We start from the raw sequence: 24,502 nt of genomic DNA, 5'->3' as shown, positions 1-24,502 counted from the left end.
TATGATTGTTTTCTATGATAGTTGGTGTCCGATGTGTACGGCGGTTGCAGAACGTACGAAAAAACTAGATAAAAAGGGTAAGATGAAATTTGTTTCATTTCGAGATGAAGATGTAGTTGAGAAGTATGAACTTTCTCAAGAACTACAAAGTAAGATGGAACAAAGATTGTATATTTTAAAAAATAATAAGTGGTATGATGGAATTCATAGCATACATGTATTAGCAAAGACCGTTCCATCTTACTGGTTTGCTGTGCCTTTTATAAAATTATCTATCGTACTCGGATTTGGAAGTAAAGTATACGATTATATCGCTAATAATAGAAAACTTGTCCCAGTTGGACATTGCCGCGGTGGGGTTTGTGAAATTCCTACAAAAAAATGAAATCATCGTAATCTTTCTTTTGCACCTAGTAATAGAGCGTGATATGATGAATTTGGAATGAAAGTTGAAGGAGAGATTACAAGATGTCAAATGCTTATGAAGAATACATGCGCCAAATGGTAATCCCAATGCGTCAAGAATTAGTGCGTTCTGGGTTTGAAGAGTTAACTACAGAAGAAGCTGTAACAGAATTTATGGAAAACACAGCAGGTACAACTTTAGTAGTTGTAAACTCAGTTTGTGGTTGTGCAGCTGGTTTAGCACGTCCATCAGCAGGTCAAGCAGTTGTTCGTGCTGAAAAACAACCCGAGCATCTTGTAACTGTATTCGCAGGCCAGGATAAAGATGCTACTGCAAAAATGCGTGAATACTTCGGAGAAATTCCTCCATCTTCACCATCTATGGCATTGTTAAAAGGAAAAGAAGTTGTTCACTTCATTCACCGTCATGAAATTGAAGGTGCAACTATGGACGAAATTATTACGAACTTAGAACAAGCTTTCGAAAAGAATTGCTAAAGAAGGGGGAGAGTAAATCTCCCTCTTTTCTTTATATAGAGGTGAAAAAATGATCGTAACAACAGCAGGAAGAACCAACAAAGAAATGACAGATTATGCAAGCAAGGTAGCAGCAGAATTAAATCGTTCTTTCGTTAAACGTAATGACATACCAGTACATAAACTACATGAGCAGTATGAACAAGATGTACTTGTTGTAGGGAAAAACCGATTAGCTATTTATCCGAGAGGAACGGAAGAGTCGTTTTTCTTTCATCCAAACTCAGCGATGTTTCGTGTAAAAAGGTTAATGCGCGGAGAACATGATCCGTTTGTACAAGCCACGCAATTAGAGAGCGGAATGACAGTGTTAGATTGTACGCTTGGCATGGCATCAGATAGTATTGTAGCTAGTTATATTGTTGGTGAAAGCGGAAAAGTAACGGGACTTGAAGGCAATGAGTATATGGCTTATATTATGGAAAATGGTTTGAAAACATGGTCTTCATCTGTTTCTGAAATTGATGAGGCAATGCAACAAATCGAGGTGAAGCAAACGGAGCATTACTCATTTTTAAAACAATGTGAAGATAATAGTTATGATGTCGTTTACCTTGATCCAATGTTCGAAGAAACTGTTATAGAATCAGATGGAATAAAAGGATTAAAACACTTCGCTTTGTATCATGATATTACTGACGAAACAATTGCGGAAGCGAAGCGTGTGGCGAGAAAGCGTGTCGTTTTGAAAGATCATTTCCGTAGTTCTAGATTTGAAAAACATAATTTTCAAGTATACAAAAGAAAAAGTGCTAAGTTTCACTTTGGTGTAATTGACCCTTGCTAATTGTTTGAAAAGATGTATAATAAGCAATAATTAATTAAATATACTGTCTGTGATGAAGAGAGTAGTCTTTTTTTGAAGGAAAGCGAGCTAGGGATGGTGTGAGCCTAGTGCGGAAGAAAAAGATGAAGCGCACTTCGGAGACGCTTCTTGAACGAATAGTAGAGTAAGCCGAGGCCCCCTGTCCTCGTTATAAACGGGAAAGTGGTTCTTAACGAACAACAAGGGTGGTACCACGGGTTAAAACTCGTCTCTTTTTTAGAGACGAGTTTTTTGTGTTTTAAAAAATAAGGAGGTTAAATCATGGATTATAAAATGCAGTTTGCGGAAAGTTTATCTAATATTTTCACGAATGAATTAACGCAAAAACAAATTTTGGATTTAATTGAAACACCGAAACAAGATGAATTTGGAGATGCAGCGTTCCCATGCTTTTCATTAGCGAAGCAATATAAAAAAGCACCGGCTATTATTGCAAAGGAAGTTGCTGAGAAATTAAATGATCCGTTTTTTACGAAAGTAGAAGCCGTTGGTCCTTATGTAAATGTATTTTTTAATCGTGAAACTGTCAGTGATGCAGTATTGAAAACGGTTTTAGCGGAGAAAGAAGAGTACGGTCAAAACCATTTTGGATGTGAAAAAACAGTAGTAATTGATTATTCCTCTCCTAATATCGCAAAGCCTTTTTCGATGGGGCATTTACGTTCTACAATGATAGGAAATTCACTGAAACATATCGCTGAAAAATGCGGCTATGAAGTTGTAGGAATTAATTATATTGGGGATTGGGGAACGCAGTTTGGAAAGTTAATTACTGCTTATAAAAAATGGGGAAATGAAGCAGTAGTTAAAGAGGATCCAATCCGTGAATTATTTAAGTTATACGTTCAATTCCATGAAGAGGTAAAAGACGACGAAGAACTAGAAGAAGAAGGGCGTGCTTGGTTTAAGAAATTAGAAGAAGGTGATGAAGAAGCTGTTGAGCTTTGGAATTGGTTCCGTCACGAATCCTTAAAAGAATTTTCTCGTATTTATGAACTTCTCGGTGTTGAATTTACTAATTTTCAAGGAGAAGCTTTTTATAACAATTTAATGGAAGATTTTATTGGGATTTTAGAGGAGCATGATTTGCTTGAAGAGTCAGAAGGCGCGTTAGTCGTTAATTTAGAAGAAGAGGGAATGCCGCCTTGCTTAATAAGAAAATCAGATGGTGCGACGATTTACGCAACACGTGACTTAACGGCAGCTGTATACCGTCAAAACACATATGCGTTCGATAAAGCGTTATATGTAGTTGGCCCAGAACAAAGTTTACATTTTAATCAATTTTTCACTGTATTAAAAAAGCTTGGTTACAATTGGGTTGAGGGTATGGAACATGTACCGTTTGGGTTCATTTTAAAAGACGGTAAGAAAATGTCGACACGTAAAGGAAGAGTTATTTTACTCGAAGAAGTACTTGAGGAAGCAATCGAACTTGCAAAACAAAATATTGAAGAGAAAAATCCAAACTTAAAACAAAAAGAAGAAGTAGCAAAGCAAGTTGGTGTTGGAGCAATTATCTTCCACGATTTAAAAAATGAGCGTATGCATAATATTGAATTTTCATTAGAAAACATGCTGAAATTTGAAGGTGAAACAGGGCCATATGTACAGTACACACATGCACGCGCTTGCTCTATTTTAAGAAAAGAAAGTGTAGAATTTGAAACGTGTACGTTTACATTAAAAGATAATCATAGCTGGGGCGTCTTAAAACTACTAAATAAATTCCCGCAAGTAATTGAAGCAGCCTTCAACAAAAATGAGCCATCAATCATTTCGAAATACGTATTAGATGTAGCACAATCGTTTAATAAATATTATGGAAATGTGCGTATATTAGAAGAGAGTGAAGAGAAAGACAGTAGACTTGCATTAGTGTATGCTGTGACAGTTGTGTTAAAAGAGGGATTACGTTTACTTGGGGTGGATGCTCCTGAGGAGATGTAAAGCAAATAGGTATACGTATCATAGTAGATATGTATGCCTATTTATTTTGATAGAAAATGTGAAAGCAGAAGTTTAAATGTATTACATTTAAACTTTTCTAGAATTGTTTTAAGTGTAGGAATGTCCATATTAAATGGAGAATTGTAATGTCATATATATAAAGGAGGCGTTAAATTTGGAAACGTACGATTGGAACAGTAAACTAACATATTTAAAAAACACAAGAGATTTATATTACAATGACGATTATGTAAGCTTTTTAGTAAATACAGTTTGGAAGATTACTAAGCCCGTACATATCGTAGATTTCGGTTGTGGATATGGCTATTTAGGTTTAGTTTTGTTACCTTTACTTCCAGCAGGTTCAAAGTATACAGGTATTGATAGTGGAGAAACATTACTAGCTGAAGCGAGAGAGTTGTTTCGTTTACTTCCGTACGAGTCAGAATTTCTAGAGGGAGATGCTATAGAAATTGAATTGAACAATACATATGATATAGCAATCTGTCATGCCTTCTTATTACATATGAGTTCACCAAAAACGATGCTACATAAAATGATGCATTCAGTTAAAAGGAACGGAAAAATAATCTGTTTTGAACCACATTGGATATCAAATATGTCTTCATACTCTTTAGGTGGAGAGAATCAATCGGAAATTATTAGGCTAGGAGCTTTGCAAAAGTTATTTGAAAGTGACACGCAGAGAAGCGGAAAAGATGGAAATATTGGTATGAAAATACCGATGTTTTTAAGTGAACTAGGTGTAAAAAATATTCAATGTAGAGTAAGTGATAAAGTAAACTTTTTAGATTCTAATATGCATCGTAATGGTAAAGAAAAGTTGTATCACTCCTTAAAAGAAGAGGGGATTGCAGGAGATCCAGGTGATAAACAGCAATTTATAGAACGTTTAATGGCTAGAGGGTTAACATATGATGATGCGCTAGCTCAATATGAAGCAGAACTACGATTTTTTAAAGTCTTTCATCTACATTCCTCTTTAGTATATGCTCCGAATATGAAAATTACATTTGGTGAAATAGTATGTTAAAAGGCAGCTATATGTTGAGGGGCGTCATTATATGTCGGTAAATCGATATCCACCGTATAATCGCCGATATATTTTCATGTACGGATTTCAGCTTCCAAAAGATAAGATCCTCATGTTACGTTATTCCATATAATCAAACAAAATACAGAGAAAAACAATCATTTTTACTATATTTTGTTATAAATTCGAATAATATTAAATAATACTATCCATTATAGGATATTTTAGTTGAATACCGACAATATGATGTGTAAAATCTAAGCAAGTAGCAGTATAAATAAATATTCGAGGTGAATACATGCTAGATTTTAAGCAGTTAGATGCTTGTTTGAAAGACAAGAGATTTATAGATGGATTACAGGAAATAAATAATGAAATTTTATATATAAAAGAAAAGAATACTTTATCTTATTTGAAGAACTGGCTTGCTAATATTCCTTCGCATAAGGAGTTTGATATATTAATACGCCTGACTGATGAAGGGCTTATGCACCAATACAGTTCATTCCTCATTCGCTACGCCTATAAAAAATTCCCAAATTTGAGAACGCTCTCTTTATATTGTGATGAGTTAATTGATGAACGAAAAATACTTGAAGTAGAACAGTTGTTAAAAGAATCATTAGAAGAGGTAAATAAAGAAGAAATAGAAGTTGATCTTTTAGCGAAAACATATTTTACGTTAGTACGATGTTTGTTGGAAATGAAACGAAATGAAGAAGCCCTAATCTATATGCAAAAGGCAGAGGAGTACAGTGCACGTGCCGTATTTGATAAATGGGGCTACGTTTATATGCATACAGGTGAATGGGAGAAAGCAGAAGAACAATTTATAGCTGGTATGCAGCATAAAGATTGTGAAGAGCTATCTACCTATTTATTATCACAGTTATATGCGAATCAAGGAGAACAAAAACGTGCATTACAGCTAATTGATGATGCGATTGTAAAGTTCCCGCAAGTACCATATTTTCATTTTGAAAAGGTAAAATATTTATTAGATTTAAGGAAGTATGAAGAAATGTTAGCGGTAATAGATAATATAAATAATCAGCTTCCTTATCATGCGTATAAAGCTTACTTTGTACATTTACGTGCAGAAGCGCTTTACAAAATGAATAAACTTGCAGATTTACAACAGTTATTAAAAGAAGAAAAAAGTTTAAAAGAGTCTTTATATCATAATTTAGCAAAAAATCCAGATGGAAAAAAGGTGCACTTACCTATAGTTCCTATTGTACAAAAGGATAATTATTGTGTTCCGACAAGTTTAGAAATGATGTTGCAGTTATGGGGAGAAAAACGTACACAAGATGAAATAGCAGAGTTTATTTTTGAGATGACAGGCTCGAAGTTTTCAGATACTGTTTCGTATTTAGAACAATTAGGTTATGAATATCGTTATTTTAAAGGTAATGAGGAAAATTATAAGAGACTGCTGGATGAAGGGATTCCTGTTTTATTAAGTATAGATATTGAGCATGCTTCACATGTGCAAGTACTATCTGGATATGATGATACGTTACAAGCTTTTTATGTTCAAGATCCAAACTTTATCGAACCAGTTATTGTGGAATATAGTAAGTTGCAAGAAAAATATCGTTACACAGGATGTTTAGCGATTACGTTTGTTCCGAAAGGAAAGAAGGAGCAACTAGCATTTTTAAATGAAGGAGAAAATCATTATTTTAAATCTATTTTTTCTCTTACGGATCATTTAGATGAACATGATAGAGAGGGGATTCATAACTTAGTACAATTTTTAAAAGAGACGAGTGATAATCCGAATACGTGGTTATATACGGTTAAGCACTTAGATGTTGAGGTAGATAATGAGTTTATTTTATCTTGTATTGAAAAGTTAATGGAGAAGTTTCCGAACTCAGATTTTGTTAAATTGCATGGTGCACAGTGCTTTATCCGCCTTCAAGAATTAGAAAAAGCTGGACAAATGCTCGCGAGTGTGGAGAAGAAAAATAATCGTGCTTTATATCATTTAATAAACGGAAGATACGCTTTTGAACAGGAAAGTTATATAGAAGCGATTTCAAGTTTTCGTTCCTCATTACAATTAGATGCAGATCAGCCGATTGCATGGAGTTTTCTCGCTTTATCATATACGTATATTGACCAATCTGAAAAGGCGTTGCAGTTTTCTCAAGTTGCTTTAGAACGTAGTCCAGAAAGATTCACTTTAACGAATCATGGGTTAATATTAATAGATTTAGAAAGATATGAAGAAGCGTATGAAATCTTTAACGATCTGTTAAAAGAGTATAAAAATGAGGCACATGTATGGTATGAGCGAGCGAGATGTGCACATCATTTAGGGAAATTACATCTAGCGATAAAAGGGCTTAAAATAGCAATTCAGTTGGATAGTAATGCACCTTACATTTATACGAAACTTTCGGAAATATACGAATCTGATTTGAAGGATGAGGAAAGTACGAAAGAAATTTTATTAAAAGGTATTGAGAATTGTGACGATAAGGCACCTTTATACGTAAAATTAGGTGACTATCATTTTCAAAATGATAGTCTGGAAGAAGCGGAAGTATTGTATAAGCGTGCTTTAGAAGAAAATGATGAGGATGTTTATTCTCATTTCGGACTTACACAAGTTTATATGGCAAGAGAACAATACAAGGAAGCGAAAGAATATATTCTCGGTATTGAAAAACAAATTGAAAAGAGTCAAGATTTTCTAATGAATGCGGGAATGGTTTTGTGGGATGCTGAAGTTGAACTTGGTGGAAGTGAAGAAGGATTTAAAGTAGCATTGTCTAAGTTAGAGAATGGTATAAAGCAGAGTGAATATAATGTAGCAAGTGCGTTAGATGAATATGTGAATCGAATTAAAGGAACGGTATTTGTACAAAGAGGAATAGCATTCTTAAGCACGTTATACAAAGAAAGAAATGAAGTAAGTGAATACGGTTGTTATATAGGTATTTTATATGAATCTATTGGGCAGTACGGCCAAGCGATGAAAAGATATAAAAGGGTGATAGAGCAAAAAGAAACGGCATTACCGTATTACCGAATTGGTGAAACACTTATGGCATTAGGGCAATTGACAGAAGCGAAACAAGCGTATGAAACATGTTTAGAGCTTGATGGGAATTTCGTAGGGGTACATTTACAGCTTGCGGAAATATACGAAAAAGAAGAAAATCGTTCTAAAGAACAAAGTCATATGGTTCAGGCGATGAAAGAAGAGCCGTTGCATATTAATATGGAATATTTGGCACAGCTTTCAGTAGAAATGAATCTTCAGGAAGAATTGCTGACGGAACTAGAACAATTAACGGACGAAGTACCTGAAATATGGCGATTAGATGCGATTGCATATGTGTATGGAGCGATGGATGAAATAGATAAAGAACAGGCATGGATTGAATACGCGCTACAATTAGATGGTGAGCATACAGAAGTTCTATATCATTATGCAAAAGTGTTAGTGAAAAATAGAAATGAAAAAGCAATTGAGATTGCAATGAAAGTGATACAAAAAGATGTAAAGAATGAACGTATATTTGATGTATATGTAAAAGCGATAGAACAACATAAAAAATTGTCTAACATACGAGATTTTCTTCATACATTACAAGTGAAAAAGGCAGAAAGAAGTATGGCGTTTATGTATGCTGCATCTGCGGTGACGGAAAGATGGGTTGAACGTCAACAAAATGAACAGCCGAAGAAATCCATAATTACGAGAGCTTTTTATCGTATGAAAAACCGTGCGAAAGAAATTTCGATTATTACTACAATCATTGATTTGTATGAAATTTCGTTAAAGTTAAATCCGAAAAATAGTATGGTGGCGCAGAGATTTGCACTGTTTTACGAGAATGTGGCGATGTATAAAGAGGCGATAGATGTATTGCAAACATCGTTAGAAAATAAATGGGATTACGATGTAGCGAAGCAACTTGTAAATCTTTTCATAGAGTGTGAGGAAGAAGATATGTTACGGGATGCTTCGGAAGTAACGAAGCAAATGGTTCGAGAGTTACCAGATGATTATGATACTCTTCTTTTACAAGCACAAGTATTCTTTAAAATAGGGGAAGAAAGAAAAGCAGAAAAGATTACCTTGCAATTAACGGAGCAAACACCGTTTGTAAGTAGAGCGTTTCTTGCTTTAGGAGAAATGTACCAAAGTCAAGAACGGTTTGAAGAGGCGATTCATATATTAGAAAATGCTTCTATACATCATCCAAATGAAACAGTAATTCTTCTTTCTTTAGCGTCTTCATATCATGGTGCCGGCCAAACACTAAAGGCAGAAAGAATAGCAAATGAAGTATTAACAATGAATACAAGTGATTTGTTAGCAAGATATGATCGCGCTTGTTATTTAGCGCAGTTAAACAGAAAGGAAGAGGCGAAAGAAGAGCTTGAATTTGTCCTTCGTGAGGATGAGTCGGGATTTTTCGCTGAACTTATCGAGGATGATGAAAATTTAGCAGCATTGCGAGAATTTGAAAAGTAATTGTATAAGAATCGCGAAAAAGGGTATAAATAAAAATATATTTCGAATTAGTTGACAATTTATTGCCCAATGGCATAAAATAGCTTTTAATAAAGTATACAAATCTGAAGACGAGAAAGAGTAAAATAGTGTACTGTTCCCCAGAGAGCCGGTATGTTGCTGAAAGCCGGTGTTCAGACGTTATTTGAAAATCATCTCCGAGGAGCCGAGGCTGAAAATAAGTAAGCCCGGACGGATGTCTACCGTTACAAAGAACACGTATGATAGTACGTTGCTAAGTGCTATTAGTGAAGAGCTAATAGAATTAGGGTGGTAACGCGGGTAAACCCGTCCCTACTTTATAGGGACGGGTTTTTTGTGTGCTTTAAAACATTCAAAGGAGTGATTGTAGATGAAGAAAGTAGATGTAAAAGAGTCAGCTGTAGGGAGAGAAACACGTATTCGTAAGCAGTGGAACGAGCAAAGTATTTTCGAGCAATCAATTCAGAATCGAGAAGGCGCACAATCTTTTGTGTTTTATGAAGGACCACCAACGGCGAATGGATTACCGCATGTAGGTCATGCACTTGGACGGACAATTAAAGATGTAGTAGCAAGATATAAAACGATGGCTGGTTATAAAGTGTTAAGAAAAGCGGGATGGGATACACACGGTTTACCTGTAGAATTAGGTGTTGAGAAGCAACTCGGTATTTCTGGTAAACATGAAATCGAAGAGTATGGAATTGAGCCATTTATTCAAAAGTGTAAAGAGAGTGTATTCACATATGAAAAGCAGTGGCGTGAATTCACTGAGAGCATCGGTTATTGGGTAGATATGGATGATCCATACGTTACGTTAGAGAATCCATATATCGAAAGTGTATGGCATATTTTAGGAACGATTCATGAAAAAGGCTTATTGTATAAGGGACATAGAGTTTCACCATATTGCCCAAGTTGTCAAACTTCACTAAGTTCACATGAGGTTGCACAAGGGTATAAAACAGTAAAAGATTTAAGTGCAACAGTGAAGTTTAAAGTGAAAGATAGTGAAAATGAATATTTCCTAGGTTGGACAACGACCCCTTGGACACTTCCAGCAAATGTTGCGCTCGCTGTACATCCAAATATGGAATACGTGAAAGCGAAACAAGAAGGTCATGTATACATTGTTGCGAAAGAACGTGTACAAGATGTATTAAAAGAAGACTATGAAGTACTATCTGTCCATAAAGGTGAAGAATTAGTAAACACATCTTATATGCCGCCGTTTCCGATGAAGGAAGTTACAAATGGGTACCACGTAATTGCAGCAGATTTTGTCACGGCAGATAGTGGTACAGGACTCGTTCATATCGCTCCAGCATATGGGGAGGACGATTATAGAGTCGTTCAAAGTGAAGGATTGTCGTTCTTACATGTTGTAGATGAGAAAGGTGAGTATACAGAAGTAGTACCATTTTTGAAAGGGAAATTTGTAAAAGATTGTGACGTGGATATCGTTCGTTATTTAGCGAAGGAAGGCTTACTATATCATAAAGAAAAGTATGAACATAGCTACCCACATTGCTGGCGTTGTGATTCACCACTTCTTTATTATGCAGGAGAGAGTTGGTTAATCCGAACAACTGCAATTAAGGATACATTTTTACAAAACAACGATTCTGTTACTTGGTATCCAGATCATATGAAACATGGACGCTTTGGTAAGTTTTTAGAAAATATGGTGGACTGGAATATTAGTCGAAATAGATATTGGGGAACACCATTAAACGTATGGGAATGTGAAAGTTGTGATCATCAATTCGCACCGAAAAGCATTGCTGATTTAAGAAAGCATAGTACGAAAGAAACACCTGAAGATTTAGAATTGCATAAGCCGTATGTAGATGAAGTGCAAGTTTGCTGCGAGAAATGCGGAAGTACAATGAATCGTACACCAGAAGTAATTGATGTTTGGTTTGATAGTGGTTCTATGCCATTTGCACAATATCATTATCCATTTGAAAATAAAGAGTTATTTGAAGAACAGTTTCCAGCGGATGTTATTGCAGAAGGCATTGATCAAACACGTGGATGGTTTTATAGTTTATTAGCGGTATCAGCACTATATACAGGAAAAGTACCGTATAAACGAGTGTTATCGCTAGGGCATGTATTAGACGAAGAAGGACAGAAAATGTCTAAAAGTAAAGGGAATGCACTAGATCCAGTTGATTTAGTAAATCAGTTTGGTGCAGATGCTTTAAGATGGGCGCTACTCGTTGACAGTGCTCCGTGGAATGCGAAGCGTTTTTCTGAAAGAACAGTACTGGAAGCAAAATCTAAATTTGTAGATACATTAGTCAATGTGTATAGTTTCTACGTTTTATATGCAAATTTAGATGAGTATAATCCGAAAGAAACGTATGATGTAAAGCGAACGAAATTGGATGAATGGGTATTATCAAGATTGCATAGTACAACGAAAAAAGTGAGAACTGCACTTGATGATTATCAATTTACGAATGCAGCTCGTGAAATCGCAGCGCTTGTAGATGAAGTAAGTAACTGGTATGTAAGACGATCACGTAATCGTTTCTGGGAATCTGGTATGAATGCTGAAAAAGCAGCTGCGTATGAGACACTTCATGAAGTACTTGTGACAATTAGTAAATTAATTGCACCATTTACACCGTTTGTCGCTGAAGATATTCATTTGAACTTAACTGGAAGTAGCGTTCATTTAGAGGATTATCCAGTTGTAAATGAATCACTACTTCAGCAGAAATTAGAAGCGGAAATGGATGCAGTTTTACAAGTTGTTGAACTTGGGAGAAGTAATCGTAATCAGCATTCCTTAAAAGTAAAACAGCCGTTAGCAGAACTTGTATTACTAGCACATAATGAGAATGATATGGATTGGGAATCTTATCGTGATATCGTCATGGATGAGTTAAATGTCAAAGCGTTCCATGTTGAACTCGATGAAACGAAATATACGTCCTATCAATTAAAGCTGAACTTTAAAACAGCTGGGCCGAAGTTTGGTAAAAATGTGAATGCAGTAAATACATGGCTAAAACAATTATCAAAAGAAGAAGTAGAGCACTTTGTATCTACAGAAAGAGCAGTTTACGAAGCAGCACCAGGAGAAGAAGTAGTTGTAACAGCTGAAGATGTAGTAGTAGAGAAAGTTGCGAAATCAGGATTTTCTAATACGACTAACGGACAATATACAGTTATGTTAGATACGAATGTAACGGAAGAATTGTTACAAGAAGGAGTAGCACGTGAATTCATTCGCGCCGTTCAAGAATATCGTAAGCAGTTGAATTTACCTGTTAATTTACGAGTAGATGTAATTCTTGATACAGAGGAAAAACTACAACGCACATTAACGAACCATAAAGATTTATTGGAAGAAAATTTACTCGTTAAGCAATTTACATTTGATCACTTAACGAATGAAGACGATGAACTATCTTTAGGTGAAGAGAAAGTTCGAATTAAATTAAGTGCGGCTCATTAAAGAAAAAGGAAGTTGGAATGATTCCAACTTCCTTTTTTGTATGATGGAACTTTATCCGGCTAATTTCCTCATAATCCATTCGATAGGACCTCTAGAAAATTTCTTTCTCCATAACACACTAATTAATATGCTGAAAATGAAAAATGCAGTAGCAAATAATAACACGAATAGTAGTGATTGATTTTCGATTCTATTTAATAGAATTAATGTCCCAATACCGATAAATACATGACTGACATAATGAGTTAATGTTAATTGTCCTGTTTGTACAATGGAGGTGACAAAAAAATTATTTGTATATTTTTCAGCGATATTGAGGCAAATGATTAATATAGCAATAGCGGATCCTGTAGCAGATAAAATATATAATATGTTTGGTAAGATGGGTCCTGTATTAAATAAAAATGTGGCGGCCTCTTTGCCGATGTATGGAATAAAAAAGTGTGTAAGTCCTTTTGATAAAAGTTCTGTCAATATTGTGATTGTAATACCGAGTAAGAGTAATCTTTCTCTAATTTTCTTATTATGAAGATCTAACCTGCCAATTAACATACCGATTAAGAAGAACGAGAACCAAGGAAAAATTGGGTGATAGCCATTAAAGAATAAATTGCGAAGAAAACCCTTTATTGTCCAGAAGTCTACATAGTTTATAAATGGAGTTGGACCTCCCCAGCCCTCGAAAGTATTAAAAGTAAGCTGAAGAGATTGTGCGATGAGTAGGATAATAATAGATAGCAATAGTAATACTTTTTTGCGTACTGTAATAAGGAATGCAGCGACGAAAAGGTAAACACCGTAGTAGTGTAATATATCCCCAGTCCACTCCATTACATATAGTAGTAATCCTAAAATAAATAAGAATAGTGATCGTTTCCATATGGTCTTTCGACTACTAGAAATGTTTATTTGTTCATTGCTAGCAACGGCTGACCTAGTCATTAAAGTTATACCGATGCCTGCAAGTATGACAAACAAAGCAGAAGCTCTACCTTCAAATATTGACATGAAGGTTATTAAAAAAGGGGGACCATTTCCTTCTGCACCTGTTATCACCATGAAATTGACAAGTAGCATACCAAACATCGCCAAAGCTCTAGCAAAATCTAAGCCGATAATGCGCTTATTTGTATTCACTTCAATCCCTTCTTTCAAAAATGCTATTTACAGCTTCAATCCAAATTTGTTTATAATCTATCTTTGCGTCAATCATCATAAAATTTCCGATATTATCAAGCACTAATGCTAACATATGAGCTTTTGAAACTAGATTTTTATTTTCAATTAATTGAAGTTCATTTGCTTTTGTAAGGAGTACTTCAAATCCATGTAAATATTCTGTTTGCACAGTTAGTAATCGATCTTTGTACATATTGTTTCTGGAAGATAGTAATACAAATTCTTGCAACACAAGATTAAAATAAGGGTCGTTTCGCTGTTCATCAATTATTTTAAGGCCAATTGCAATACATTTTTCAATAAAATTTATTTTCGTAAATTCTACTGTATGAAAATACGAAGAGAACTGCATAGCTTTACATAATTCAGTAAAAATACATTCAATTAAGTCATCTTTAGACTTAAAGTAGTAATATATAGATGGTTTTGCGATACCAACCTCCTCACCAATCATCGTATAAGTTGTTTTAGCAATACCGTACGTAGCAAAAAGGCGATAACTTGCTTCCATTATTGAAGAGAGTGTTTCTGCACTTTTACTCATATAGATCCTCCTAAAAAAAGGTTATTAATATCGTATCATTCATAAGTGATTTTTTCAACCTATCGTTAGGTAAAAAACAGCCTATTTTTTTACACAGTAATATAAAAAGTTTCAGGGGGAAGGAATGGATTTAGAAATTTCTTTCTAAAGTATTGTTTTCACTTTCTACATAAATATTGAGAAAATTTCATTCACCCTAAATGGAAAGGTAATAGAATTGTTTATAGAGAATTACTCGTAGATTCAATTTTTATCCCCCCATTTTGTGGGGAATGATTGCCTAGTGGTAATGGGATAAGGTTGAGCTACTTTATTAGGGGGAGTGGTTCTATGTTTAATAAAAAAATGGTGGCAATGGCAATGACTGTGCCATTAGTAATGGGGACGATTTCTACGGTTTCAGCATTGGAAAAACAGCAGCAAGTAAAGCTAGAAGCTTATTCACCGCAGAAAAAAGCAACTGAATATTTAAAAGAAAATGCTGCGCAGTATGGATTGAAAGCTGACCTCTCAGACTTGCAATATATTTCTACAACTGAAACGTCAGTAGCTTCATATGTTAGGTTCCAACAAGTTGTGAATGGTGCGCCTGTATTTTCAAAACAAATCACAGTTACACTTAACGGAGAGGGAAAGGGAGTACTTGCTGTTTCTGATTATCAATCCGTCAATGGTGTAAAGGAAGTAACGACAAAAATTAGTGAAAAAGATGCAATCCAAAAATCAATGGCATATGTTGGAGAAGCAAGTGAGCAAAACTTATGGGCTCCTACAGAGAAAGAATTCGGATATATTGTTGAAGAAGGGATTGCTCGTCCAGTATATAAAGTTGTAGTCCATTCTAATAACCCGTTTGGTGCATGGGAAACATTTATTGATGCAGAAAATGGAAAGTTAATTAAAAAGGTTGATATAAACCGAAAAGCAGAAGGGTCAGGAAAAGTATTTTTACCTAATCCGGTCGTATCTAGTGGTAGTAAAGTAGGCTTAAAAGATAATAACGATGCAGATTCAACGGCGCTAACGAACCAATTGAAGACTGTTACGTTAAAAGGTTTAGATGGAACAGGATTTTTAATTGGAGAGTATGTTACGATTTCTTCAAAAGCAAAAACAAAATCTACAAACTTACAATTTAACTACACAAGAGCAAATGATAGCTTTGAAGATGTGATGTCGTATTATCATATCGACACATTACAACGTTACATTCAAAGTCTAGGGTTTAAAAATATTAATAATCGCTCTATTAAAGTCAATGTGAATGGAACGACAGATGACAACTCATTTTATTCTCCGACAACGAAAGCTTTAACTTTCGGTACTGGCGGAGTAGATGATGCAGAAGATGCTGGTATTATCGCACATGAATATGGGCATTCGATTCAAGATAACCAAGTTCCGGGCTTTGGTAGTTCAGCAGAAGGTGGAGCGATGGGAGAAGGATTTGGTGACTTTTTAGGTGCTACGTATGAAGATGCAGTATCAACTACAGGATACGGAAAAGCATGTGTTGGAGAATGGGATGCGACTGCTTATTCTAGTTCAGATCCAACGTGCTTACGCCGTTTAGATAATAATAAAGTGTATCCAAAAGATATAAAGAATGAAGTACACGATGATGGTGAAATTTGGGCTCAAGGTCAATATGAGATGGCACAAGCTTTTGGACGTGATGTTGCAACGAAAATTATTTTACAATCACACTGGTCATTAACACCAAACTCTAAATTCAATGATGGAGCAAAAGCAATTAAGCAAGCGGATGCTCTTTTATATGGCGGACAACATGCTGCTGATATCGATCGTATTTGGGCAGCGAGAGGAATTAGTACGAATTAATATAAAAAGTCGTGGCGTTTATAAGCCACGACTTTTTAATTTGCTTAAGAACTGGTACTGGTAAAGTAAGCTATATGAATGCTAATGTAAATTCATCCGTATTCTAGTTATTTTTTTCATCTTTAAAAACAAAATGCTCTTTAAATTTTCTAGACTCAACTTTTTGACCGTTTCTCATAGAGCGGAAAGGGTGTTCTTGCCAAGTAATGATTACATCAACTACATCTGCTTTTGTAGCAACTGGAAAATTAGCATGTCTAAATCCAGTTTTTCCACTCGCTAAACGACTTTCCTTTAGGGAAAAGAGTTCATATTTCGTTTTTGTTTTTGGCTCGTTGAGGAATACTTCGACTTGCACGTTATATACTTCACTGTTTCCAACATTTTTTACTGAAAATTGATATGTTTGAAATTCATCTTTTTTAGCTTGAAGCGTCTTTTTTCTTATTTTTTTTGGTTCATCAATATTCACTTGCCATTGATCAGAGTTTTGGGAGATTGGTAAAGCTTTTGGTGAGTAGGCGTACGTTTCATTCACTACAATTAGACATAACAAAAGAAGAAAGAAACTAATCGCTTTTTTCATATAAACACCTCGCTATGAAATTTTTATCCCGCTATTTACCGGACAGTCAGACCCTCCATCTCAAAATTCAGGGAAAGCAAAGAAGTTAGGTGGGGGGCTGCCCGTAAAAGCCCGATTGGTTCAACTAATAATCAGTGGGGATGAACCCCTACTGATTAAAGTTTCACTTTATTAATATGCGTAAATGAAAATGAATTTATGTAATAAAATGGAAAAATGTGATGATTTGATTCAAATGAATTTGAAAAAACTTGAAGAGATAGTAGATGGAGAAGGATTACACGAATCGTTTCATCATATAGAAATACATGGTGTCTGTATAGATTCCAAAAGCATTAAAGAAGGAAATTTATTTGTTCCAATCATTAGGGTGAAAGATGGACATGATTATGTGAAAGAGGCAATGGATAATGGAGCTGTCGCTTCCTTATGGAAAAAGTCTTATGGTACTCCGCCAAAAGGGATGCCAATTATATTTGTAGATGACACTTTGTTGGCTTTGCAACAATTGGCAAAATTTTATCGGAATGAATTAGGTGTAAAAGTAATTGGTATTACAGGTAGTAACGGAAAGACAACAGTTAAAGATATAATAGGAGGCATTTTAAGTTCAACTTATAGAGTGCATAAAACGAAGGGAAATTTAAATAGTCAAATCGGTTTGCCGTTAACAATTTTAGAAATGAAACGAGATACAGAGTTTTTAATACTTGAAATGGGAATGAGTGAAAAAGGACAAATTCGAAATCTATCACGAATAGCGCAGCCGGATGTAGCGATCATTACAATGATTGGACAGTCACACTTAGAAACGCTTGGATCAAGAGAAGAGATTGCGAAGGCTAAATTAGAAATTATTGATGGTTTAAAAGATGAAGGACTATGTTTGTATAATGGTGATGAACCATTGCTTTTGAAAAATAAGAATCTATCGAGTATAAATTGTAAGGCATTTGGTGAAAAGTATACAAACGATTTGTTTCCAACAAACGTGCAATTAGATGAATATGGTGTTCATTTTAAATTAAATGATTCAAAAATACAGTACGATGTTCCCTTACATGGAAAACATAATGTTTTAAATACGATTGTCGGGATCGCTATAGGTCAATATCATAATGTCCCTACAGAAAAAATACAGGAAGCATTGCGTCAAGTAAATATTACTCATATGCGCTTTCAATTTTTAACTGCTAAAACAGGTTTTACAATTATTAATGATGCGTGGAATGCTAGTCCCTCTTCAATGAAGGCTACAATTGAAACGTTTCAGAGATTAAATGCTTATAAGAAAAAAATCATAGTAATTGGGGATATGTTGGAGTTAGGGAAGAATGCTGAAACATATCATAGAGAAATTGGTAAAATGCTAAATCAAGAGAGCATTCAATATGTATTCACTTTTGGAGAATTAGCTGAAATTGTAGCGGAAGAAGCGAGAAAGAAATATGATACAGGAAAAATACAGTCATTTAATAACAAAGCCAAGATAGCAGAGGAAGTATTAAAAGTTATAACGAAAAAGGACATCGTATTATTAAAAGGCTCACGTGGAATGGCGTTAGAGGAGATTGTACAAAATTGGATATGAAAAATGAAAATATATTAAAAAAGGCTTGCGTTTTACAAAACAAAGAGATAGAATACTCTGTAAATATAAAAAGTGAGGATCAGGAAAAGTACATGATGCAAAGGTCTACAGAGAGCAATCGGTTGCTGAGAAGATTGCGATACCGCATGATGGAAAGACACCTGTGAGTGTTGCTTTGAACGTGATAATTAGTAAAAGCAAACGGTACCTACCGTTATCAGGGCTAAGATGGTCATTATGACAATTTGGGTGGTACCGCGGAAAAATCCGTCCCTATTTATAGGGGCGGATTTTTGTATTCTTTGAAGGGAGGTGAGTGACCGTGGATGATGACGATGACAACAATAATAACGTAAATCAATATAAAATTACTGGAGGGAAAAGTAATGGAGTCAATAATGAAGCGTTCACTCACGAAAGAATGTACAAAGCAAAGCGGGAAGGTTGTATTACTTCAAGGATGGGTAAAAAAGATTCGTCATCTAGGTAATGTTAGTTTTTTATTAATAAGGGATCGATCAGGAGTTATGCAATGTGTATTAGAAAATGAGTTAGCTGGGTTTAAAGTAGATGTGGAAAGTGTTGTGCAAGTAGTTGGTCAAATAGTAGAGACTTCGAAAACAGAATTAGGGGTTGAAGTTCTTGCTCATGAAGTGAAAATATTAAATGGCGCAGAACCGCTTCCATTTGAAATAAATAAAAAGAAATTGCAAGTTGGCTTAGATCAACTACTGAATGAGCGGGTATTATCATTAAGACATGAGAGAACCGCGGCGATATTTAAAGTGAAATCTACACTTGTTCAGGGCTTTAGTGAATTTCTAATAGAGAACGATTTCACACGTATATTTACTCCGAAAATTGTTTCACAAGGGGCAGAAGGGGGAGCAAATGTTTTTAAACTTCCATACTTTCAAAAAGAAGCCTATTTAGCACAATCACCACAGTTTTATAAACAGATGATGGTAGCTGGAGGGTTAGAACGTGTTTTTGAAGTTGCACCTGTTTATAGAGCTGAACATCATAATTCTTCCCGTCATTTGAATGAATATATATCGTTAGACGTAGAACTTGGATTTATTCATGATTTTTATGAAGTGATGCAATTAGAAACGGATGTTTTACGATATATGTTTCAACAAGTAGCAAAAAACTGTGAAAAAGAACTACAACTATTACAAATAGAAGTACCTGTTATTACAGAAATACCGAAAATTACATTGTTAGAAGCTCAAGAAATTTTGAAAAATAAATACCGGAAAGAGTCGCCAATTGGGGATTTAGATACAGAAGGTGAAAAGCTACTAGGCAAATATGTGAAGGAAACATATAAGAGTGAGTTAGTTTTCATTACACACTATCCGAAAGAAGCTAGGCCGATGTATACGATGTGGAATAATGAGAATCCGTCTATTACTGATTCGTTCGACTTACTATATAAAGGGTTAGAAATAACATCAGGGGCACAGCGAATTCATGATTATGAAATGTTACTTGCTTCTTTTAAAGAAAAAGGATTACATCCAGATACATTTCAATCTTATTTAAACACTTTCCGATATGGTTGTCCACCGCATGGTGGTTTTGGAATTGGGTTAGAACGAGTTGTATATAAATTTTTAGAATTAACAAACGTACGAGAGGCGAGTGCTTTTCCAAGGGACTGTACAAGACTTATCCCTTAATAATAGGGGAAGGAAATGTATCCGTTGTGCTATTTTATAGTACAACGGATTTTTTAGTTCATAAAATTCAGCACTTTCTCATCAAATTTTAATATAGCCCTTGACAGTTATAAATATAACCGATATACTTCATATTAATTTCAAAAGAAAATATATTCTAAATATTAAAATGTGTTGAATAGGAGTAGTAAGGTCATGTATTTGTACAGAGAGCTATGGGTTGGTGCGACATAGTCAAATGACATCCTGAACTCGCCTAGGAGCAGTAAGGTGGAACGGAATTACATTCTTAGTAAATCTTAACGGTTAACCTTCGATATTAGGTTTGTAATCAAACGATTACTACTAAGGTGGATTCATAATGGAATCAATAAGGGTGGTACCGCGTTAAGTAAATGGCTTAGCGTCTCTTTATATAGAGACGTTGAGCCATTTTTTTTATTTTATGGAAATAGAAATGGAGGGTTTATTTGGATTAGTTTATAAAATTTAATTATTTATATAAAAAGATTTAATTAGGAGGAAAATAAGATGAAACAGACGGAGCAATGGACTTCGAAATTAGGTTTTATAATGGCTGCAGCAGGATCGGCAATAGGACTTGGCGCAATATGGAAGTTTCCTTATATCGCTGGGAAAAGCGGGGGAGGAGCATTCTTTTTAATCTTTATATTATTTACTGTATTAATTGGGTTACCGCTACTTATAGCTGAATTTATGATTGGTCGCAGTACACAGAAACAAGCGGTTGGAGCATTTAAAAGTATCGCGCCGAATACAGGATGGCACTGGATTGGACGACTTGGCGTTGGAACGTGTTTTATATTACTTTCGTTTTATAGCGTTGTAGGTGGTTGGGTATTCATTTATTTATTCAGAGGAGTAACGGGACAACTAATTACACCGGGACAAAATTACGGTGCATTATTTACTGAAACAATTGGAAATCCCGCTTGGGCGATTATGGGACATTTCGCTTTTATGTTTATTACGATTTGGGTTGTATCAAAAGGTGTACAAAACGGAATTGAAAAAGCAAGTAAATATATGTTGCCAGCATTGTTCGTTTTATTTATCGCTCTTATAGTTCGCTCACTAACACTTGATAATGCAATGAAAGGTGTGAAGTTTTTCTTACAACCAGATTTCTCAAAGATTACTTCAGAAAGTATTTTGTTTGCAATGGGCCAATCATTCTTTGCAATTAGTATTGGGATTTCGATTATGGTCACGTATAGTTCCTATTTAAATAAAAAAGAAAGTTTACCAAAATCAGCAATAACAATTGTTGGATTAAATTTATTTGTTTCATTATTTGCGGGTCTTGCTATTTTTCCAGCCGTATTTTCATTAGGAATGGAACCAACAGAAGGGCCTGGATTACTATTTATCGTATTACCATCGGTATTTAGTCAAATTCCATTCGGTGGGTTTTTCTTAACAGTATTTCTTGCATTATTTACATTTGCAACATTAACATCGGCATTTTCTCTACTAGAGACAGTAGTGTCAGCATTAGCAAATGGTGAACAAGAAAAGAGAACGAAATTATCATGGATAATCGGTTTCGGCATTTTCTTAGTAGGTATACCATCCGCGTTATCATTTGGAATATGGAGTGATATTACGATTTTCGGAAAGAATATTTTTGATGCAGTAGACTTCTTATCTAGTAATATATTAATGCCACTTGGAGCACTATTTATTAGTATTTTCGTTTCATTCAAAATGGAAAAGAAGGTGCAAGAAGCAGAGTTTTTTGTAGGTGGAAATTATGGAAAGAAAGTATTTACTTGTTGGGCGTTTTTACTTCGATTTGTAGCGCCACTTGCAATAATCATCGTCTTTTTAAATGTAATAGGGATTATTTAATCTAAAGTGTTATAATATTCAGTAAAAAAGAAGGTGATGATTATAAAGGCGAATTTGATGGGAACAGGGAAATACATGAACATTAGAGGGAAAAAGCTATACGTTGAAACGTATGGAAATCTTAAAAATAAACCAGTCCTATACTTGCATGGTGGACCAGGAGAAAGTTGCTATGATTTTTCATTTCATCAAGCGGAACGTTTAAAAGATTCTTTATATGTAATAATGATAGATCAAAGAGGTGTTTGTCGATCAGAAGAAATTACTGAGGACGAAGCTTTTGGATTAAATGATTTGATTGAAGACTGTGAGGAACTAAAAAAAGTATTACAAATTGAGAGGTGGTCTGTAATTGGACATTCTTTCGGTGGATATGTAGCGTTGTTATATGCATCGATATATCCTAGTTCAATAGAAAAAATAATATTTGAAGGGCCAACTTTCGATTTTGCATTAACAAGTAGAGCTTTGTTACAAAAGGCAGGGGAGTTATTAAAAAAGTATGGAAAAGAAGAAGTAGCAGAAGAGTCCATCGCTTATTCATCTAGCAATGCGAGTTCAGAAGAGTTGCTAGAAGCTTATATAAGACTAAGCAATGAATTAGAAGAAAATAGAATGGAGATTTACAATTATAAGGAAGATGCGACAGACGAGAGTTTATATAGTGATGAAGAGTGGGAAGTGTTTTCAAATCGTTCCAAAATTCATTTTGATAAATTAAAAGTAGAAGGAGCAGTTCATACTTCATTATTACAAAAAATAAAAGAGATACAAAATCCAATGTTATTAATTGTAGGAAAACATGATGTAGTAACGTGTAAGAAACAAATTGCAACATTTAATAAAGATGCTCGAAACGGAAAATATATCGTATTTGAAGAGAGTGGTCATTCACCTCATTATGAGGAAGCAGATAGATTCGCAGAAACAGTCATGCATTTTTTGAAATGAAGAAAAGGGTGCTTCTATACATGAGAAGCACCCTTTTCTATATTTCTGGATATGTGATTGTAATATTAGGCCATTTGTTTTGCCAATGCTTTTTATTAACTCTAGCGTTGTACATATGTAATCGTTCTTTTGTTTCAAGAAAATGATCTGTTGGTCTCACTTGTAAGGAAAGCACATCTTCAACACCGCATGGGGCCGTTAATATGACGTTGTTTAATTCATCAAGTGTAACTCCTAAAGTCGTTGCTGTTTCAGGAAATTTAGAAATAGCATCAACAGAAGAAGAATATGGTGGCATATTATTCACTACATGCATACGAGCTTGATTCTTTACCGACCAAGGGATCGTAGCATCAATATTCATTAATTTCGTTTCTAATAATTGTTCATATATCTCGTCTTTTTGTAAACCATTATAATAAATTACATCAACATCAGGCATAGTTGTTCTAGCTTCATAGTTATGTAAAGTATCCCAAATTTTAGAACGAACAAATCCGGCGCAAATCCACCAATCAGGTAACTCTAGTGATTTTGCCATTTTTAATACGTTCATCATCCATTCGTCGTTTTCTATTAAGCGAATTATATCTTGCTCTGTTTGTATTGTCATTTGTTATCCCACCTGCTTTTTAATTGAGGGCTAATTCATTAGTTTTATAATCCATGTGATCCAGTAAGCACCTGGTATGAATAATAGTTGTGCTAATAACGTACCGAAAAGTCTAGAAATCATTAACCAGCCATACATTTTACTCATTGCTTCAGCACCTTCTTCTGATTGAAGGGCTCGCTCTGTTAAAAGAGCGATACGTGGATCTAGTAGCACTGTTAATAAAATAGTAGCAAAACCATTAATAAGTCCAGAAGCTGTAGTAGCTTTTGTCGCGTAAGCTGGAAGTAAAAAAGAAGCATATAGGGCTGAAAGAACACCAGCTGTATAAATAGCAGTAGCAAACATGTTAATAAGCATAATACGTTTTGGAATACCACCAATGCGTAGTCTATGAATCATTTCTAATTTTGGGAAGCGTACATATTTTTTTGTGTACTTTAATTTTTGAATGTTATTTGTTTTCATCATTCGAATGAAAGAACCGTCTGTTTCAAAGTTTTGAATGACATATCCAAATAGTTTGGTTAAAGTCGGATATAGTATAATCGTAATCAATGTACCGACAGAGGCGGATAATAGAACGAGCCGTATAATATGTTCTAAATTAATGGATGCGTCTCGTTTTGCCTCATCGACAATCCCACCGATCAAAAAGGCTTGTAGCATGTTAGATGTTCTTGAAATAAGTAACACCATGCCTACGACAGACAAAGCAACAGCAATTCTCTTTAAACGCACTCCAGCTAATCGAATACTATAGGAGCTTGTTTCAACCGCGTGAATAACAATTGTGAAAGCCATTATAACAATTAACGTAATTGACATTAGATTCACCAGTTTCTATTAAAATAATTGTAACTTTTTTACTTT

The 24,502-nt window shown here is 34.8% G+C and carries 17 protein-coding genes and 4 other annotated features; of the genes, 12 read left to right on the top strand and 5 right to left on the bottom strand.

The genetic code is table 11. From position 1 onward, the window contains the following. Position 1: 1 nt before the first annotated feature. The 7 genes from KVT31_RS05680 to ileS all read left to right on the top strand — a co-directional run bounded on the left by KVT31_RS05680 (position 2) and on the right by ileS (position 12,766). The gene (locus KVT31_RS05680; RefSeq protein WP_088096253.1) at positions 2-385 is read left to right on the top strand and encodes a thiol-disulfide oxidoreductase DCC family protein; all 384 of its coding nucleotides are present in this window, start codon (positions 2-4) and stop codon (positions 383-385) included. Between the two features lie 83 nt (positions 386-468). Further along, positions 469-903, top strand: coding sequence for a BrxA/BrxB family bacilliredoxin (locus tag KVT31_RS05675; protein WP_088096254.1), 435 nt, complete (start codon positions 469-471; stop codon positions 901-903). A 49-nt stretch (positions 904-952) separates the two neighbouring features. After that, positions 953-1,729: a class I SAM-dependent methyltransferase gene (locus KVT31_RS05670; RefSeq protein WP_217613515.1), complete on the top strand. Its 777-nt coding sequence runs from the start codon at positions 953-955 to the stop codon at positions 1,727-1,729. A 40-nt stretch (positions 1,730-1,769) separates the two neighbouring features. Further along, positions 1,770-1,984 (top strand) — a binding site (T-box leader). 45 nt (positions 1,985-2,029) lie between these two features. Further along, a complete protein-coding gene (gene argS / locus KVT31_RS05665) occupies positions 2,030-3,718 on the top strand; it encodes an arginine--tRNA ligase (RefSeq protein ID WP_088096256.1) in 1,689 nt (562 codons plus the stop codon). A 175-nt stretch (positions 3,719-3,893) separates the two neighbouring features. Further along, positions 3,894-4,772: a methyltransferase gene (locus tag KVT31_RS05660; protein WP_098342605.1), complete on the top strand. Its 879-nt coding sequence runs from the start codon at positions 3,894-3,896 to the stop codon at positions 4,770-4,772. Between the two features lie 298 nt (positions 4,773-5,070). Beyond that, a complete protein-coding gene (locus KVT31_RS05655; RefSeq protein WP_088096258.1) occupies positions 5,071-9,273 on the top strand; it encodes a bacteriocin-processing peptidase family protein in 4,203 nt (1,400 codons plus the stop codon). 98 nt (positions 9,274-9,371) lie between these two features. Continuing rightward, positions 9,372-9,611 (top strand) — a binding site (T-box leader). A gap of 53 nt (positions 9,612-9,664) precedes the next feature. Further along, the gene (gene ileS, locus KVT31_RS05650) at positions 9,665-12,766 is read left to right on the top strand and encodes an isoleucine--tRNA ligase (RefSeq protein ID WP_088096259.1); all 3,102 of its coding nucleotides are present in this window, start codon (positions 9,665-9,667) and stop codon (positions 12,764-12,766) included. Positions 12,767-12,817: 51 nt separating this feature from the next. On the opposite strand, the gene KVT31_RS05645 is transcribed toward ileS, so the two are convergent. Beyond that, the gene (locus KVT31_RS05645) at positions 12,818-13,903 is read right to left on the bottom strand and encodes a DUF418 domain-containing protein (protein ID WP_140392444.1); all 1,086 of its coding nucleotides are present in this window, start codon (positions 13,901-13,903) and stop codon (positions 12,818-12,820) included. Position 13,904: 1 nt separating this feature from the next. Further along, positions 13,905-14,489, bottom strand: coding sequence for a TetR/AcrR family transcriptional regulator (locus KVT31_RS05640; protein WP_088096261.1), 585 nt, complete (start codon positions 14,487-14,489; stop codon positions 13,905-13,907). A 330-nt stretch (positions 14,490-14,819) separates the two neighbouring features. Here KVT31_RS05640 and KVT31_RS05635 point away from each other — a divergent pair, with 330 nt between their 5' ends. Next, positions 14,820-16,331: a M36 family metallopeptidase gene (locus tag KVT31_RS05635; protein WP_088096262.1), complete on the top strand. Its 1,512-nt coding sequence runs from the start codon at positions 14,820-14,822 to the stop codon at positions 16,329-16,331. A gap of 103 nt (positions 16,332-16,434) precedes the next feature. On the opposite strand, the gene KVT31_RS05630 is transcribed toward KVT31_RS05635, so the two are convergent. Continuing rightward, positions 16,435-16,917 carry a hypothetical protein gene (locus KVT31_RS05630; RefSeq protein ID WP_088096263.1) on the bottom strand — a complete coding sequence of 161 codons (483 nt, stop codon included), beginning with the start codon at positions 16,915-16,917 and terminating at the stop codon, positions 16,435-16,437. 208 nt (positions 16,918-17,125) lie between these two features. Here KVT31_RS05630 and KVT31_RS05625 point away from each other — a divergent pair, with 208 nt between their 5' ends. The 4 genes from KVT31_RS05625 (at position 17,126) to KVT31_RS05610 (ending at position 23,016) form a co-directional block, all read left to right on the top strand. After that, the gene (locus tag KVT31_RS05625; protein WP_140392452.1) at positions 17,126-18,508 is read left to right on the top strand and encodes a UDP-N-acetylmuramoyl-tripeptide--D-alanyl-D-alanine ligase; all 1,383 of its coding nucleotides are present in this window, start codon (positions 17,126-17,128) and stop codon (positions 18,506-18,508) included. A 66-nt stretch (positions 18,509-18,574) separates the two neighbouring features. Continuing rightward, positions 18,575-18,786, top strand: a binding site (T-box leader). Between the two features lie 108 nt (positions 18,787-18,894). Continuing rightward, complete coding sequence (aspS, locus tag KVT31_RS05620; protein WP_088096264.1) at positions 18,895-20,193, top strand: aspartate--tRNA(Asn) ligase; 1,299 nt, start codon at positions 18,895-18,897, stop codon at positions 20,191-20,193. A gap of 165 nt (positions 20,194-20,358) precedes the next feature. Continuing rightward, positions 20,359-20,607: a binding site (T-box leader), on the top strand. A 117-nt stretch (positions 20,608-20,724) separates the two neighbouring features. Then, entirely contained in the window at positions 20,725-22,065 is a 1,341-nt protein-coding gene (locus tag KVT31_RS05615; RefSeq protein ID WP_088096265.1) for a sodium-dependent transporter, read from the top strand. A 36-nt stretch (positions 22,066-22,101) separates the two neighbouring features. Continuing rightward, a complete protein-coding gene (locus tag KVT31_RS05610; protein WP_088096266.1) occupies positions 22,102-23,016 on the top strand; it encodes an alpha/beta fold hydrolase in 915 nt (304 codons plus the stop codon). A 37-nt stretch (positions 23,017-23,053) separates the two neighbouring features. On the opposite strand, the gene KVT31_RS05605 is transcribed toward KVT31_RS05610, so the two are convergent. Next, on the bottom strand, positions 23,054-23,629 hold the full coding sequence (locus tag KVT31_RS05605) for a nucleotidyltransferase family protein (RefSeq protein ID WP_088096267.1): 576 nt from the start codon (positions 23,627-23,629) through the stop codon (positions 23,054-23,056). 30 nt (positions 23,630-23,659) lie between these two features. Next, positions 23,660-24,457: a lipid II flippase Amj family protein gene (locus tag KVT31_RS05600; RefSeq protein ID WP_088096268.1), complete on the bottom strand. Its 798-nt coding sequence runs from the start codon at positions 24,455-24,457 to the stop codon at positions 23,660-23,662. Positions 24,458-24,502: the final 45 nt, after the last annotated feature.

The organism is Bacillus sp. GbtcB14, from assembly GCF_019091205.1.
Lineage (GTDB): Bacteria > Bacillota > Bacilli > Bacillales > Bacillaceae_G > Bacillus_A > Bacillus_A cereus_AG.
The sequence above is the reverse complement of the archived record's forward strand: the minus strand, read 5'-3'. Positions and strand labels throughout refer to the sequence as shown.